The following is a 15,041-nucleotide window of genomic DNA, read 5'->3' on the forward strand; positions in this document are numbered from 1 at the left end:
TCGTCATCACCGTCTGACTCCCTCATCCGTGCCCTGGTCCCTGTCCGGACCCTGTGGCCCGCCTTCCGAACACGAAACTACGGGCCCGGCACCAGGCGCCGGAATGGAGCTGCGAGCACACCCGCACTACAGAAAACTCCACCCCCGGGCGATCGCTCCTCAGTTCTGCGGGGCGTTCAGGTACGCGAGCACCGCCAGTACCCGCCGGTTGTCGCTGTTGTCCTGCATCAGCTCCAGCTTGGTGAAGATGTTCGCCGAATGCTTGCTGACGGCGCTGTCGCTCAGGTGCAGCTCCTGCGCGATGCCCGCGTTGGACCTGCCCTCCGCCATCAGCTCCAGCACCTGGAGCTCACGTTCGGTCAACGAGGTCAACGGCCCGCTGTGCTCTCCCCGGGCCACCAGCTTGGAGATCACCTCGGGGTCCATCGCCGTCCCGCCGCCCGCCACGCGGCGCAGCGCGTCGACGAACTCCTCGTCGCTGAAGACCCGGTCCTTGAGCAGGTACCCGATCCCGCCCCGTCCGTCGGCCAGTAGTTCGCGCGCGTACAGCTGCTCCACGTGCTGCGACAGCACCAGCACCGGCAGTCCCGGGATCTCCCGGCGGGCCGACAGCGCCGCCTGCAGCCCCTCGTCGGTGAACGTGGGCGGCAGCCGCACGTCGACCACGGCGATGTCCGGCCGGTGCCGGGTCAATGCCCGCGACAGCTCGGGGCCGTTGTCCACGGCCGCGACGACCTCGAAGTCGTACGACTCCAGCAGCCGCACCATTCCCTCCCTCAGGAGGAACTGGTCCTCGGCGAGGACAACACGCATGGCAGCTCCATCGTCACAAGTGTCGGGCCGCCCACCGGGCTGCTCACGAACAGGTCTCCATCGAATGTACCCAGCCGGCGGCGCACGCCCGCGAGGCCCGTGCCCTTGGCCGTATCGGCCCCGCCCCGGCCGTCGTCGCCCACCGTCATCCGCAGCACCCCGTCGGAGTGCCGCAGGTCGATGCGCACCCGGGAGGCCCCCGAGTGCTTGGCGGCGTTCGCGAGCACCTCGCACACCGCGAAGTACGCGCACGCCTCCACCGGCGCCTCCAGGCGCCCGGCAACGTCCACCGTCACCTCGACGTCCAGCGGGTAGTCCAGCGCCACCGCACGCACCGCGTCGCCCACGCCCCGCTCCGCGAGGACCGGCGGGTGGATGCCCCGTACCAGGTCCCGCAGCTGGGCCAGGGCCGTCGACGACTGCCGGCGGGCCTCGGCCACCAGCTCACGCAGCTCCGGGGCCTCCTCCCCCAGCCGCCGCTCCACCACCCGCAGCGTCATTCCGATCGCCACCAGCGTCACCTGGGCCCCGTCGTGCAGGTCCCGTTCGATGCGGCGGAGTTCGGCGGCCTGCACCCCGGTGGCGTCCGCCCGGGTCTCCGTCAGCCGCTCCACGCGCCGGGCCAGCTGCGCGTGCCGCGTCGGCCGCAGCAGCAGCAGCGCGAAGCGGGCGTGCGCCCGCAGCGCGTACGGCGCCACCCACGACACCACCGCCACCGACACCGCGCCCACCGCGACCGCCGCCCACGGGAGACCCGCGAGGGCCCCGCCCAGGGGCAGTCGGCGCAGCGCCGCGTCCCAGAAGCTGTACGGGCCCGTCCCGTCCGCCACCAGGTCCAGCACCCCGGGCACGATCAGCCCGAACAGCGAGAACCCGACGACGGCCAGCGGCACCGCCAGCAGAACGGCGGCCACGAGCGGATTGACCGCCGACCACAGCAGGTCCCGCCACACCGCAGGATCACCCGAGGCGTGACGCATCAGCTGCAACTGCCGCACCAGATAGGGGGTCCGGTACAGGCGCCGCCCGTACTGGTAATAGCCGTCCGCCCCGCGCCGCACCGGCTCCGGAGCGGGCAGATAGGGCGCCTGGATCTCCACGCCCAGCCAGTCCCCGGCCAGCCGCCGGCTCAGCCCGACGAAGCGGCGGGCGAACCCCACGGCCTTCGGGAAGAGCAGCACCAGCCCGGTGCACACCCCGACCACCAGCGCGACCACCTGGACGACGGCGAGCACCGCGCCGGCCAGCGACAGCAGCGACAGCAGGGCCCCGGCGCCCAGCATCCGAAGACGCCGACCCAGCGCACCCCCTTCGGACACCACCGGCGGCGCGACCCGGCGGGCCAGCAGCAGCCGCGTCCAACATCCGTGCACCCACAGCACCAGCGGCCCGGCCGTCAGCCCCGTCGCGAGCGACACCAGCCCCACCCCGGCCACCACCGCGGGACCGGCCCACGCCGTCCCCGGCAGACCGGCCCCGCCGGCCGCCCGGGCCAGGGCCGCGCCCGCCGCGTACAGGCCGCCGGCCACCAACGTCACGGGCAGCGAAGCCAACGGAACCCCGACGAACGGGTCGAACAGCAGGAAGGCCAGGTCCCGTCGCGTCGCCGGATCGCGCCGTACCTGCCGCATCCGCCGGCGGCGCACCGCCGAGCCGTACGAGGCGTACAGCTGCCTGCCGTCGCGGTACAGCCCACTGTCACGCTGCCGCGGTTCCGGAGGCTCGGGCAGGTAGGGATCGTCGACGGGCACCTCCGACCACCGGCCGGCCAGCTCGCGCCGCAACCGCGGCAGTCGGCGGAACAGGTTCAGCGCGCCCACCGCACCGACCCCCACCGCGATCGCGGCCGGCAGCAGGGCCACCAGACCCAGCAGCCCCAGGACCGCGAGCACCGCGCCGCGCAGCGGCACCATGGCGTACGCCCGCAGGCCTGTCAGGGCGCCGACCGCTCCGGGCGGCGCCTCACGTCGTTCTTCCCGGGCGTTCGGAGCGAGCACCCGGCCAGTTTCCCACGACCCGTTCGAGCACCGATCGTGCCGATCTCGTGCGAGGTGCAGTTTTCACCACCCCACCTGTACCCCGAACTCCATCCCCGACGGCGCCCGCGATCCGTACCGTTGTCACCACAGGGCGGCCGGTCGACTCCCCCGCCGACCGGCCGCCCGACCCCGAGGCCCTCCCCTGACTTCCCCCGTCGTGGGAGGGCCTCGGTGAGTATCCCTACGCGCGGGCCCGCTTGATCCGGATCCACCCGGAGCGCGGGTGCCCGACGACCGTCAGCACCGGCGCCGTCGGATCCACCGGCCCGTCCGCCCGGTTGGCGACGCGGGCGGTGTTGGTGCTCGCCGGGTCGATCCGCACCTCCCAGCCGGGCGGCACCACGACCTGGACCGTCCCCATCCCACACGAGGCCTCCAGGGTCACCTCACGGTGCGCACAGCTCGCCGCCGTGAAGTCGATCAGGATGTTCAGCATCCCGGACTCGGCCACGATCCGCGGAGGCACCACCCAGGCCCCGGACTGCCGGATCGCCGTCAGGTGCGTCTTCAGCACCAGCGTGCCGTCCCCCGGCCAGCCACCGTCCGCTGGCAGGTCCGCGAGCAGACCCTCCAGTTCCGCGTACGTCTTCGACGCGTACGCCCGCTCCAGCCGCTCCTCCAACTCGGCCAGATCGAGACGCCCTTCCCCGGCAGCCACGCGCAACCGCTCCGCGACCGCCTCCCGATCCCCATCCGCAGCCCGGATCCCGGCCCGCCCCTCGGCCTCAGCCGGCCCCTGTCCCTGTGCCTGTGTTTCGCTCATACACCCATCCAACAACTCCCCCGCCAGCGTTTCCCTAGGCCCGCCCTGCCCCGCCCCACACCGGACTTTTGTCCGCGGACAAAAGTCCGGCTGACTCATCTCAGTGAAGCCCGCCGGTGTCTGGGGCCGGCCCCACCGCCGACCACCAGGCGCTCAGCCGATGGCCGAGGGACGAAGCCCGGGGTGGGGGAGCCGTCCCTCACAGGCCCGCAGCGCCTGCCTCCCCGGCTCGCTTGGCAGCCGCCGCTTCCAGCAGGGGCCAGCCGTCGACCTCCACCGCCCGCTGCTCCCCCGGCTGCCACCCACGGACCAGCGCCACGTCGAGCAGGGCACGGACGGCGCCCGGCTCGTGGAGGTTCAGGTCTGCGCCCCGGGTGAAGCCCACATCCCCGGAGCCGAAGGGGGCCCCGCCGGGAACGTACCGGCCTGGCCCATCGGCAAAGACAATGCGCAGCGGGCCGCCGGTGCCGGCCGGCTGCGGCGTCAGGGTGAGGGTTTGGCGGCAGTCCACGGACCGGCCGTCCTGGCCCTTTTGGTGGCTGTGGCGCATCGTCCACATGTACACGCGCCCCTCGGCGACCAGCCTGCGGGGCTTCTTCGAATGGCGAGGCACCCAGCCGAGGCTACGCGGCCTGATCGACAAGACACCCATGGTGGTGATCAAGCTTCGATGAGCCAAGACACCGGCCCGGAGATCCGGGCTCACCTGGTCAACAACGAGGCCCGACTTTTGTCCGCGGACAAAAGTCGGGCCGTCGCCCCGAAGGAACACGAAGGAACCGGCACTCAGCGGTGCCCGCCCCCGCCGTTGCTGTCGATCAGGAGCATGGTCAGCTCCGCGCGCTGCTTCGGCGGCATGTTCTGGCGGATCGCCTCGAAGACCGCCTGCGGGTCGCTCCACGAGACCGGTCCCGTTTCCACTGGGGGCGACTGAACGGGAATCACCGCCTCCGGCGCACGCACCCCCTCGGTGAACTCGCCGACGGCAGCCGCACCTCCCACCGGCGCCACCCCGGCCTCCCGACTTTTGTCAGCGGGCGAACCCACCTCCTCCGCCACAACCGGCACCGGCTCCGCCACAACGACGGGCCCCGGCACAACAACCGGCTCCAGCACAGGCACGGGCACCGGCACGGGCGGCGCCACCTCATGCACTTCTCGGGCCTCGCGCAGCACCTCCCGCTGCACGGCCTTCACCTCGGCCTCCTGCGCCTTGCTCTCCCGCAGCAGGTCCAACAGCGCAGCCGCGTCCACCCCCGGACGGTCCTTCGCGGCACGTGCCAGCAGACGCCCGTCCCGCTCCGGCATCTCCCCCGAGCTGAGCATGCGCTGGATCTCCTCCGGCAGCTCCAGCAGCACCAGCTGATTGGTCACCCACGACGGCGACTTGCCCAGCCGCTCCGCCGCCCGCGACTTCGCCCCGTGCTCCCGCCCCTGCTCCGCACACGTGTCGACCAGCTGCCGCACACCCCGCGCGCGCTCGATCACGTCGAAGTCCTCGCGCTCGAGGTTCTCCGCGAGCAGATGGTCGATGAAGTCCGTCCGCGAGCCCGCCAGATCGTCACGCACGACGAAGTCGAGGAATTCCAGCCCCACGTGCAACGCGCTGCGGAACCGCCGCTCACCGTTGATCAGCACATACGTGGCCGCCCCGATCCGGCCCTCGTGGTCCGGCCAGAGCGCCAGATACGCACCCCGGGTGACGACGACACAGGCCGACAGCTGAGCCTGCCGCAGCTCCTCACCGAAGCGGGCCTTCTCCTCGTCCGTCCCGAAGTTCCGGCGCGGATTGAGAGGCGTGGGACACACCTGGTCGAGGGGAACACGGATCAGCTCGTACGCCGGTACGTCGCCCTGCGCGACGGCCTTGGCCCGCCCGCGCTCGCTCCGGCCGGCGGTCCGGCGCGCGTTGCTGAAGGCCGCTCCGGTGCCGAGGAGGTCGCTCTTGCTCATGCCGCGATCCTCCGGGCGATCTCACGCATGGCCTCGGCCTGCTCGCAATCCGGCGCGTAATGCAGCAGGGGCAGCTTGACACGCACGGCCTCGCGCTGCTCCTTCAGATCCGCGATGACGGTGATGACCGGCGGGTCGCCGAACTCCTTCCAGCTGTTGAGGGAGGAGGTGACGACGTAGCCCTTGCGGCTGTCGTACAGGTTGACCACGAACCCGAGCTCCGCGATCTCGATGCCGAGGTCGTCCACGAGGTCCTCGAGCTGCTCGCTGAGCATGTCGTACGCGTCGGCGGACGTGTCCTCCGCCTGCACCGGGATGATCATGCCCGAGGTCTTGGCGGCCTCGCCCTCACGGGTGCGCGCGTAGTAGAGCGCGGTGTCCATGGTGTAGCCGAGGCTCGGCGGGCAGTCGACCACGATGTAGTCGAACTCCTTCTCCAGCTCCTCCAGTGCCTTCTCCAGAGCGGTCTCCTTGGTCCGGACGTGGCGGGTCGTGGCCAGCCGGGCGTCGAGGAGGAAGGCGTCCTTACAGGAGGGCAGCAGGAAGAGGCGGCCCGCGAACACCCCGTGCTCGATCGGGACGAGCAGGTCGCGGACCCGGCCTTCGATCTCACCGAGCATGTGCTTGGCGAGGCTGGGCTCCTTGATGCTGAGCATCTCGGCACCCAGGTGGCGCGTCAGGTGGCCCTGCGGGTCGAAGTCGATGACGCACACGCGGGCACCGGTCTCGGCGAGGGCCTGGGACAGGCCGTTGCTGATCGCGCTCTTGCCCACGCCGCCCTTCTGATTGCAGACCACGATCCGGCGGGCACCCTCATGAGCCGGCCGACGGCGGCCGGCGGGGGAGGGATGCGTGTCGAGCCAGAGCCGGATCGACTGCGCCAGGCCCTGGTTGTACGGGACCTCCCGCGCCCGGCAGTCCTCCTTGAAGTGCCCGTACAGCCCGGTGGGAAGGTAGGTCGAGAAGGAGGAGGCCCCCGCGGTGGCGACGACCGTCGCCGCGGACGCGTCGGCCCGCCAGGCGTGGACGCCCTCGGTTACGGCGTCCTGGATGTCCACGCCCAACTGCGCTGCGCGGACCTTGAGTTCCTGCCGCAGGGTGGCGGGCAGCTTGGCGACTACCTTTTCCCTGACTTCCGGATCGTATGGAGCGGTCATGCGGGTACCTTACTAACCGCCAGGGCGGAATGCGAAGAGGCCACCCGGTCATGTCACCCGTATTTGCGACCCATTGCCCGCTGATACCCCACAACGACCACGCACCCGCCCACCCAACGCCCACCCCCAAGCGCCGACCCCAGCTCAGCAACCGCCCCACATCGCCACGGCCCACCCGACGAACACGGCCGGGCCTCCAGTGAGTCGTTCAGGATCACGCGAAGGTCGATGTCGAGCGGAGGGTCATCATGCGGCTCGTTCCCCCCGACCAGCCCGAGCCGGTGCTGCACCCGGTCCTCGCCACCTGGCGCCCCCTGCTCCTCCTCAGCCTGACCGCCGGGCCGGCACCGCGGTCGCGGAAGCCACCGATCTCGACGACCAGGCCAGGGGAGTGACAGCCGCACTCAAGCGCCCCGGAACGGCTGGTCTCGTCAGGCCTCGGTGGTCTGAGACGGGCGCTCGGAGCGCTCCGTCTTCCTGCCCTTGCTGCCGGCTGTGAGGGTCGTGGGGTCGACCGCTTCGGCCGGGGCGCCGGTGGCGTAGAGGCCCTCGGGAAGGGCGTCGCGGTCGTGCGGGAGCAGCCAGAACACCCGGCGCCGGAACGTGCCGCTGCTGCGGGACGGTTTGGCCTGGGGGCTGAGCTCGGCGTACCCGACGAGGCGTCCGTCGCGGTGGTAGGCGGGTTTGCCACGGCGGGTCGGCAGGCGGTCGAGGGACTGGCGGACGTAGTCGAGCTCGGTGACGTCCTCGAGCCAGACGAGTTCGACCTCGTAGCGGATCTCGTCGTCGGAGATGAGGGAGCTCATGCGTTCTCCTCTTCGGCGAGCAGTCCGATGCCGGGGTAGTACTTCTTCGAGTTGGACAAGATCATTTCTTTGGGTGAGGCGAGGCCCACGAGCTCGCGGGCCCGGGCCGCAAAGCCACGGGAGGAGACCGCGGGCGCTCCTTCATTCTGGCACCAGGTGCGGTAGACGCTGTAAAGGCGGGCCTGCTCGGCCCGATGGTCGCCATGGAGGACGCAGCACTCCTCGAAGAACCGTCCCGTGTGGTCTTCGGTCTCCGCGTACGCGGTGGTGGCGATGCGCACGGGCGTGGGCCCGGTGAGGTCCTTCTCGCCGGCGAGGTAGCGGCGGGCTCCGTCGATGAGCCAGGCGAGGATGCCGGGGCCTTCCTCGGTGACGAGGATGTCGGCGAGGTTGTCGATCTTGCGGTCGTCGGAGACGACCTTCTCGAACGGGACCAGGCGCATGCGGCGCCAGAACGCGAAGCCGCCGGTGCCGACCTCTGGCCGGTGGTTGCCGATGAGCCAGAGCTTGTGGGTGGGCGCGAAGGAGAAGAAGTCCTGGCGCATGCGGCGGGCCTTGATCCGGTCGCCGCCGGTGAGGAGTTTGACCCTGGCTTCGTCGAACTTGTCCCCGGGCTTGACCTCGGAGCAGACGATGACGCGTCGGCCGTGGAGTTCGGCGAGCTCGGTGGGGTGGCCGTCGAAGGTACGGGCCATGAGGAACCCGGGAGGGGCGGCGTCGGCGTAGTCACCGAGAAGCTTCATCAGCACATCGAGCAGCACCGACTTGCCGTTCTTGCCCGATCCGAACAGGAACGGCATGACCTGTGCCCCGACATCCCCCGTGATGGAGTAGCCGAGCATCAGGTGCAGGAAGTCGATCATCTCCCGGCCTTCGGCATCGTCGCCGAAGGTGTCGGCGAGGAACCGGTCCCAGCGCGGGGTCGGCTGAGCCTGGGGCCCCGTGGACGTGGAGCGGGAGTGGAAGTCCTTGTCGGGCTGGGGCGAGCGGATCAGCCCGGTGCGGAGGTCGACGATGCCGGCCGGGGTGCAGAGGGCGTAGGGGTCGGCATCGAGGAGTTCGGCGCGCAGGACCATGCCAGGGGCCGCCTTGGCCTGAGTGAGCATGGCGTTCATCCCCGACGTGCTCAGAGCGCGCCGGCGGTGCTTCTGCAGGGCCTGGTTGCTGTGGACTCCGCGGGGGTCGGTGGTGGCGATCGCTTCCGCGAGGTCGCCGGCGGCCCAGACGACGGTGTCGTCCTCGTCGACCTGCCAGCGGGTGGTGTCCCACCGGTACCAGCCCAGGCCGGGCACGTGCCGGTAGTCGCCCGCATACAGCCGCACGAAAAGCTTGGCGTTACCGCGATCACTCAGAGTATCCGGGATCAGACCCGCAGCCGTAGCGGGGCCGGGCAGCACCTCTTCCCGACCTTGGGCCGGGACCGGTACCGGAGGCTGAGCCAGGATCTGCGCGGCGATGGCCTCCGGGTCGAAGTCGAACAGGAAGTCACCGGTATCGGGCGTAGGCGTCACCGGCGGCCTCCGAGGTGGAGGGGACGCAGCGCGCCCGCGGCCATGCCCCTGCGGATGATCTGGGTCGAGCGCGCCGCCTGTCCGGGACGGGCGGCGTCCGCCGTCTGCTGCAGCGCCTCCTCGGCCACCGCCTCGGCGAGGTGCCCCGCGGCCGCCAGCCCTCCGAGGGTGAAAGCCGCACGGTTCAGCTTCTCCGTGAATCCGGCGCCCTCGCTGACGCCGCCACAGGCGGCCACATCGGCCAGCAGGGCAGCCAGCAGCCTCGAAGTCTGGTCCTGCCCCCCTCCTGCCGCCAGGACCGCTTGACGGGCCCGTGGAGGCACGGGACGCGGCGCGGGGATGTGAGCAGCCGGCAGATGGCCCGTCCGCTGCAGTTCCTGGGCGAGCCACGCCGGCAGCGGGGCGGGCCGGCGAGCGGTGCCGAGGGGTGTGTAGGTCCCGGCCTCGGTACTGGTGCCGGGGGCGATGATGTACCCGCCGTGCGCACGCACGTCCACTTGCCAGGCCAGAGCACGCTTGCCCGATCCCGTGGAGCACTGCCAGCGTCGGCCGTCGGTGGCCCTGTACCAGACGTGCATGCCACCGGACGGGGTCTGCACCCGCAAGGTGGTGGTGTCTGTGGCAGGAGAGGCCTCGCCACGCAGCGCGGCAAGGACGGCGAGCGAGTGGTAGCCGGTGCTCATCCCGTCGAGGTCGATCCCCTCGGCGATGGGGATGCCGGGGAGGATCCGGTCCCGGGCCGGCAGCTCTCCGGCGTGCGCGTCGATGTCGATCACGACCAGGTCCGACGGTCCGCAGGCAACTCCCACGCCGAGGTAGGGGTTGGTCCCCCACCAGTCCTCGATACGGGTGTGGTCCAGCGTCGCCGCGTGAAACCCGTGGCACCAGCGACCCTCGGCGATGCACGCACACCCCTGATGGGTGTGCCCGGTCCCAGCGCAGTCCCGGCAGTTGGCCGCGGGAGTCTTCCTGCCGGGGGCCAACGGGTGCACAGACCAGCCGTTGCTCACGCACCACTTCGCCAGGCGGAGCCCAGCGACCGAGCGACCAGGGGTGCCCTGCCCTGAGTCACTGCGAGAAAACCGCAGCTCAACGGGCATCTAGCTCCCCTATCAGCGACTGAAGCGACTCAACAACAGACATAGCCTAGCGAAGCAACGCCCCCGGCGTGTACAGCGTGTCGGGAACCCACTCCCGGCGTGTCGAACACCGCACCCCCGCCAGCGACTGAACACCACGCCGCAGCGACCGAACTCCTTCAGTCGCTGATCCCCCCTCAAGAAAAACACCAGGTCAAATGCCCTCTCTCCAGAAAACAGCGACTGAAGCGACTGAAGCTCCCTATATATGACGCACACGCGCACGCAGGAATGTCCTCATATACCCAACCTACAGTCGCTTCAGTCGCTGAATCCTCCCCCGCACCCCCCTGACCTGCAGTTTCATCAGCGACTGACGACCAGCGACTGAACGAAAACTCAGTCGCTGGCCACCTCGGCCTGGCAACTTCGGCTGCCCTGGCGGTCGCTGCCCGAGGCGCATGAGAGCCGGCTGAACCCCGCAGCACGGCAGAGCAGGCCCGTTCTGGCTAACCCGGCCTGCCACCCGATCTGAACCCCACCGTCGAGGTGAGCAGTCCGGACGCCAAACCGCGGACGAGGACTTCCTGCCCTGGCCCTACAGCAAGCTGAACCCCCCCTCCTGACCGCCTGATGCTCCACTGCCCGACCCCACCACCGATGACCGTGCTCCTGGCCCCCTACGACGACGTGACCCCCACCCGCTGACCCCAGCCCCGCAGACAGGTTCGCTGTCCCCGGGGCTGGCGGAGAAGACCACCTGGCCTATATGCACGGTCCACTACCGGCTGATGGGCGTCGGGGGTCCTTCACTGGCCGACGAGGGTGTCCCGGACTGTGTGGGCGGAGGAGAGGATGTCGTCGTGCGGTGCCCGCAGTCGCACCGCAGGCCGTCCTTGCTCTCGCCCCTGTTGCCCCGCCCTGGAGCGGGTGGCCGTGGTGGTGAGGGCGGACGCTCGCGGTGATGTCCGCTGACCGAAATTTGAACGTCCTGAACGAACTGGACCGATCCACCCGGAGAACTCGCGGGCCGCCTGGTCGGCGCCACGTTGCGCGCCCAGTCAGGCCGCGCCCGGCGGAGCTCGCGCTACCGGCGCACCGCACCAGTCGATCAGGTACGGCGCCAAACGCAGGGCACGCGATTGCGTTGCAAGGGCTCAGGCCCAGTCGTCAGCGGAGCTACCTAAGCCAACGGCAACGTCCGTTCCGTCTCGCCCTCCGCGTGGAGGAACCGGTCGGCTTCTTGACGCACCTGCTCCCACAGCGCGCGTGCGCTGAGCCCCTGGACATTCCAGACGGTGGATCCCCCCTCCGCGGTCAGGCGTTCGACCAGGTTGTCCATGCGTGCGAGCTCGGACATCGCTTCGGGGGTTTGTTCACTGCCGGATCACGTCAAGATCCAGCCGAGTAGAGCAGAGTTTCAGTTCCGGGGCACTGTTGTGCGGGTTCATCGAGTGCTGTGCAGCTGTACTGATCCGCGACAGCCAGTAGGCGTCCTGGTTAAGGGCGCCATGGGTCTGGTTCCTGAGTCAATCCGGCACACAGTTTGAAGCAGCGATGATGGTTCAGCTCTTGTGAGTCGACAGTGCGGGCTGGCTCGTGTGAGCATATGAGACATGATGATCACTGCCCGAAAGGGTCATGCCGCGTAGGCGGCCGGGCGCTTTGCGCGTCCCTCACCGGCGGCTCTGTGCGGTGGGCCGTCCCTACAAAATTGACCATTTGTCACCGTGTACGTCTGCGGCGGTTCACAGGCTTGAGAGACGGGCCGACGTCGAAGACGTATGGCCAGGCTGCGTTGAGGCGGCTCTCCGTTGGTATCGGCACTTTCTCGCCAAGCCGGGCCGATATCTAGAGATTTCGTATGCCGTGTGCCCGTGTCCTTCTGACGGGCTTGAGAATGTTGCCGAAGCGAGGGACCTGCTTGAACGGGTCCTGCCTCTCCTCCCGATACCAGCACGTCAGGAACTCGGTGGCATGGTCATGGGCCTGGATAAAGAGCTGTGGCGAAGGACGCTGCCTGACCCTTTCGCGTACCGAGATCCCCGGAGAAGAGGCGGCTGGTGGCACTACAGGCTGAGGGAAGATCGCCCGTTTGGCTGAGATGAACAAGGGAGCTCCCGACCAAGTGGCCGAGGACCCTGGAGGAGGAGTTGTGAGCGAACTATCCTATATGTGTGCCGTATGTTCTGGGGGTCTATTGGAAACAGACCCCCAGTTCGTCAAGCTGACCGCGACGAAGCCAAACAGGGTGGAATCCCAACAGTTCTACGTGCACGGTCCGTGCCTGGCATCCAAGTTGGGCAGTGAGATACCTCTGGGAGAGATCTTCGAGCACTGACCAGCCGCAGGCGCGACTCGAACTCCTCGCACGAGGGGCCACAGCCCTGGAACCGGACGGAATCCATCGACGGAACCCGGCTGCTTTCGACCCGCAGACCAGGCTGGTCTTGAAGGCGAACCTGGAAGGACCCAGGTGGGAGACCGGACCGTCCTACGGGCCGGAGATCCAGACTGAATAAAACGGGGCCACTCACACCTGCGGAGGTTCGGGTTCCGCTGAGCTCCACCCGAACCTGTCCGAGCAAAGCGCAGGACCCGGCCCGAAGGGCCGGCTGTAGCCTCGACCAAGCCGAGCCCTACCGCGCGAAGCACGGTGTCCGCAGCGAAGCGGAGGACAGGCCCCCAGACGGAGGCCGGCTCGCGAAGCGAGGCCTTTCTCTCCTGAGCGCGTAGCACCTCAGGTCCTGTAGCAAAGCGGAGGAATGCCTCAGGGAAGATCGGGTCCTGGGGCCCGCGGAGTAGGCAAGCTCCTCGAAGGCAAGATGCTGGGGCCACGAAGGGGCCACCCGCGAGCGCAGCGCTCAGGCCCCGAAGCGAAGCGCAGGGGGTTCTCTGCCAAGCGCGCAGCGCTTTAGACGTTGTTTCTTTTGGTGATTCTCGGGCCGAGCTCTGCAGGATACTGGTGTGGTGCTGTTGACGTGGATTGCTGAGGTGGCGGACGAGCCCCTGGTGCTGGAGCCGGCTGACCGGCGGGTGGAGTGGGAGACCAACACCTGGTCGCTGGGTGCGGCGGACGAGGACAGGATTTCGTTGTCCGTCGCCGCGGTGGTGGCTGCCTTCGAGCGGACTGCTGCTGCCATCCGGCAACGCATTCTCGATCTGGGCTTTCCCGGCGTGGCGACCTTCTACGTGTGGCACGACGAACAGGCCGGGCAGCTCCGGTGCTCAACCGGTTCCGTGCCCCCGGATTCGTTGCCGTTCAGCGGTACCTATGTGGCTTCCGACGACCTCGCTCCGGTCGTCGAGGGCTTTCTGGCCAACAGCGAGCCAGGCTCCATCGTCTGGTCGGATCTGGATGACGTGCAGAGCGTCTCGACGAAGACCGGGACCGACCCGGAGACCATGCCGTTCGGTGTCTGGGTCGCCAGTGTCGGGGCCTCACGCTGACTGTTCCTGCCCGTCCTGGACGAGTCTGCGGTGGCAGATGAGGGCTGCGGCTATGCCGGCGAAGGCGAGAAAGTGTTCGGCCTTGCGCTCGTAGCGGCGGTGGAGGCGACGGCAGCCGGCGAGCCAGGACACGGTCCTCTCAACAACCCATCGGTGGCGGCCGAGCCGCTGTGAGGATTCGATCCCTTACAGGCGATGCGGTGGTGGATGCCGTGCTTGCGGAGCCATCGACGCAGGTGATCGTAGTCGTAGCCCTTGTCGGCGTGCAGTTTCGCCGGTCGTCGCTGCCGTGGGCCGCGGCGTGAGCGGATCGGCGGGATGCCCCGCACGAGCGGTTCAAGACCTTGACTGTCATGCATGTTCGCACCGGAGATACCCAGCGACAGCGGCAGTCCGTTCCGGTCGGTGAGCAGATGCATCTTCGATCCCCACGTGCCTCGATCGGTCGGATTCGGTCCCGTCAGAGGCCCCCTTTTGCAGCCCGCATGCTGACAGAATCGATCGCGCAGCGCGACCAGTCGAGTTCCCCGCGGGCGCCGAGTTCGTCGAGGATGACGCGGTGGAGTCGGGCCCAGACCCGGGCCCGACTCCCCAGGGCGAAGCGCCGGTAGACCGTCTGCCAGCTCTGGCCGAACACTGGCGGAAGCTGCCGCCAGGTGCAGCCCGAGGTGGCCACGAAGATGATCGCGGCCAGGGCTTCGCGGTCACCCGCCCGGCGTCGGCCGCCACCCTGCGGACGTATGACCTCCGTCGGCGCTACCACCCGCCGGAACAGCACCCACAACTCGTCCGGCACCAGCCGCTCAACCAGATCTGCCATGCACGGTTCACCGAACGATCACGCCATAAGAAACGCTGCTTTAAGGGGACTTCTGCCGAAGGGAGCCCCGCCGGAGCGAAGCAGAAGAGCAAGGCGCCGAAGGCGCCTCGGCCTAGCGAAGCGAGGCCGAGGCTCTCCTCAGCACGCAGGGCTGAGGCTCCGAAGCGAAGCGGAGGGGCGTGCTGCCGAAGGCAGTCTCTCTGCCAAGCGCGCAGCGCTTGGGATCCCTGGAACGAAGCGCATGCGGGTTCTCTACCGAGCGCGCAGCGCTCGGGGTCCCTGGAGCGAAGCGGAAGGGACTGGCCCCTGAAGGGGGCCCTGCCGGAGCGCAGCGCAGGCAGCCTCTTTGCCAAGCGCTGCGCGCTTGGCATCCCTGGAGCGAAGCGGAGGGGATTGCTGCCGAAGGCAGCTCTGCCGGAGCGCAGCGCAGGCATCAGGCGCCGAAGGCGCCTAGGCCTAGCGAAGCGAGGCCGAGCCTCTCCTCAGCACGCAGCCCTGAGGCTCCGGAGCGCAGCGCAGGCAGGTTCCCTGCCAAGCGCGCAGCGCTGGGCATCCCCTGGAGCGAAGCGGAAGGGATTGCTGCCGAAGGCAGCTCTGCCGGAGCGCAGCGCAGGCAGTCTCTCTGCCCAGCGCGCAGCGCTGGGGGTCCC

Annotated in this window: 11 protein-coding genes and 1 pseudogene; 1 reads left to right on the forward strand and 11 read right to left on the reverse strand. The window is 69.4% G+C overall.

All coding sequences use genetic code 11. From position 1 onward, the window contains the following. Nucleotides 1–159: 159 nt before the first annotated feature. The 10 genes from ACFVXK_RS30625 to ACFVXK_RS30670 form a co-directional block, all read right to left on the reverse strand. Nucleotides 160–813, reverse strand: coding sequence for a LuxR C-terminal-related transcriptional regulator (locus ACFVXK_RS30625; protein ID WP_389617891.1), 654 nt, complete (start codon nt 811–813; stop codon nt 160–162). After that, nucleotides 777–2,810, reverse strand: coding sequence for a sensor domain-containing protein (locus tag ACFVXK_RS30630; protein ID WP_389617895.1), 2,034 nt, complete (start codon nt 2,808–2,810; stop codon nt 777–779). Before ACFVXK_RS30630 ends, ACFVXK_RS30625 begins: the two co-directional genes overlap by 37 nt. A 223-nt stretch (nt 2,811–3,033) precedes the next feature. Then, nucleotides 3,034–3,615 (reverse strand): DUF1707 domain-containing protein, encoded by a 582-nt coding sequence (locus ACFVXK_RS30635; RefSeq protein ID WP_389617898.1) that lies wholly within the window; start codon nt 3,613–3,615, stop codon nt 3,034–3,036. Nucleotides 3,616–3,814: 199 nt separating this feature from the next. Continuing rightward, nucleotides 3,815–4,279, reverse strand: a complete 465-nt coding sequence (locus tag ACFVXK_RS30640) for a hypothetical protein (RefSeq protein WP_389617901.1) — start codon at nt 4,277–4,279, stop codon at nt 3,815–3,817. A 122-nt stretch (nt 4,280–4,401) separates the two neighbouring features. Then, on the reverse strand, nt 4,402–5,568 hold the full coding sequence (locus tag ACFVXK_RS30645) for a ParB/RepB/Spo0J family partition protein (protein ID WP_389617903.1): 1,167 nt from the start codon (nt 5,566–5,568) through the stop codon (nt 4,402–4,404). Next, nucleotides 5,565–6,725 (reverse strand): ParA family protein, encoded by a 1,161-nt coding sequence (locus ACFVXK_RS30650; protein WP_389617906.1) that lies wholly within the window; start codon nt 6,723–6,725, stop codon nt 5,565–5,567. Before ACFVXK_RS30650 ends, ACFVXK_RS30645 begins: the two co-directional genes overlap by 4 nt. Nucleotides 6,726–7,156: 431 nt before the next feature. Then, entirely contained in the window at nt 7,157–7,531 is a 375-nt protein-coding gene (locus ACFVXK_RS30655; RefSeq protein ID WP_389617909.1) for a DUF6009 family protein, read from the reverse strand. Beyond that, complete coding sequence (locus ACFVXK_RS30660; RefSeq protein WP_389617912.1) at nt 7,528–9,042, reverse strand: phage/plasmid primase, P4 family; 1,515 nt, start codon at nt 9,040–9,042, stop codon at nt 7,528–7,530. The genes ACFVXK_RS30655 and ACFVXK_RS30660 overlap by 4 nt, the downstream gene beginning before the upstream one ends. Continuing rightward, nucleotides 9,039–10,142: a bifunctional DNA primase/polymerase gene (locus ACFVXK_RS30665; protein WP_389617915.1), complete on the reverse strand. Its 1,104-nt coding sequence runs from the start codon at nt 10,140–10,142 to the stop codon at nt 9,039–9,041. The genes ACFVXK_RS30660 and ACFVXK_RS30665 overlap by 4 nt, the downstream gene beginning before the upstream one ends. Nucleotides 10,143–11,304: 1,162 nt before the next feature. Further along, nucleotides 11,305–11,481: a hypothetical protein gene (locus ACFVXK_RS30670; RefSeq protein WP_389617917.1), complete on the reverse strand. Its 177-nt coding sequence runs from the start codon at nt 11,479–11,481 to the stop codon at nt 11,305–11,307. A gap of 1,607 nt (nt 11,482–13,088) precedes the next feature. On the opposite strand from ACFVXK_RS30670, the gene ACFVXK_RS30675 reads away from it, so the two are divergent. Then, nucleotides 13,089–13,571, forward strand: coding sequence for a hypothetical protein (locus ACFVXK_RS30675; RefSeq protein ID WP_389617920.1), 483 nt, complete (start codon nt 13,089–13,091; stop codon nt 13,569–13,571). Here the strand turns inward: ACFVXK_RS30675 and ACFVXK_RS30680 are convergent. Beyond that, nucleotides 13,563–14,391: pseudogene (locus ACFVXK_RS30680) on the reverse strand (IS5 family transposase). The gene ACFVXK_RS30675 and the pseudogene ACFVXK_RS30680 overlap by 9 nt on opposite strands. Nucleotides 14,392–15,041 lie beyond the last annotated feature (650 nt).

The organism is Streptomyces sp. NPDC058157 (assembly GCF_042884105.1).
Classification (GTDB): Bacteria; Actinomycetota; Actinomycetes; order Streptomycetales; family Streptomycetaceae; genus Streptomyces.

Bases quoted from the DNA above. Each gene is read 5' to 3' on its own strand.
- ACFVXK_RS30625 (WP_389617891.1), bottom strand. From the start codon at position 813: ATGCGTGTTGTCCTCGCCGAGGACCAGTTCCTCCTGAGGGAGGGAATG.
- ACFVXK_RS30635 (WP_389617898.1), bottom strand. From the start codon at position 3,615: ATGAGCGAAACACAGGCACAGGGACAGGGGCCGGCTGAGGCCGAGGGG.
- ACFVXK_RS30645 (WP_389617903.1), bottom strand. From the start codon at position 5,568: ATGAGCAAGAGCGACCTCCTCGGCACCGGAGCGGCCTTCAGCAACGCG.
- ACFVXK_RS30650 (WP_389617906.1), bottom strand. From the start codon at position 6,725: ATGACCGCTCCATACGATCCGGAAGTCAGGGAAAAGGTAGTCGCCAAG.
- ACFVXK_RS30655 (WP_389617909.1), bottom strand. From the start codon at position 7,531: ATGAGCTCCCTCATCTCCGACGACGAGATCCGCTACGAGGTCGAACTC.
- ACFVXK_RS30665 (WP_389617915.1), bottom strand. From the start codon at position 10,142: ATGCCCGTTGAGCTGCGGTTTTCTCGCAGTGACTCAGGGCAGGGCACC.
- ACFVXK_RS30670 (WP_389617917.1), bottom strand. From the start codon at position 11,481: ATGTCCGAGCTCGCACGCATGGACAACCTGGTCGAACGCCTGACCGCG.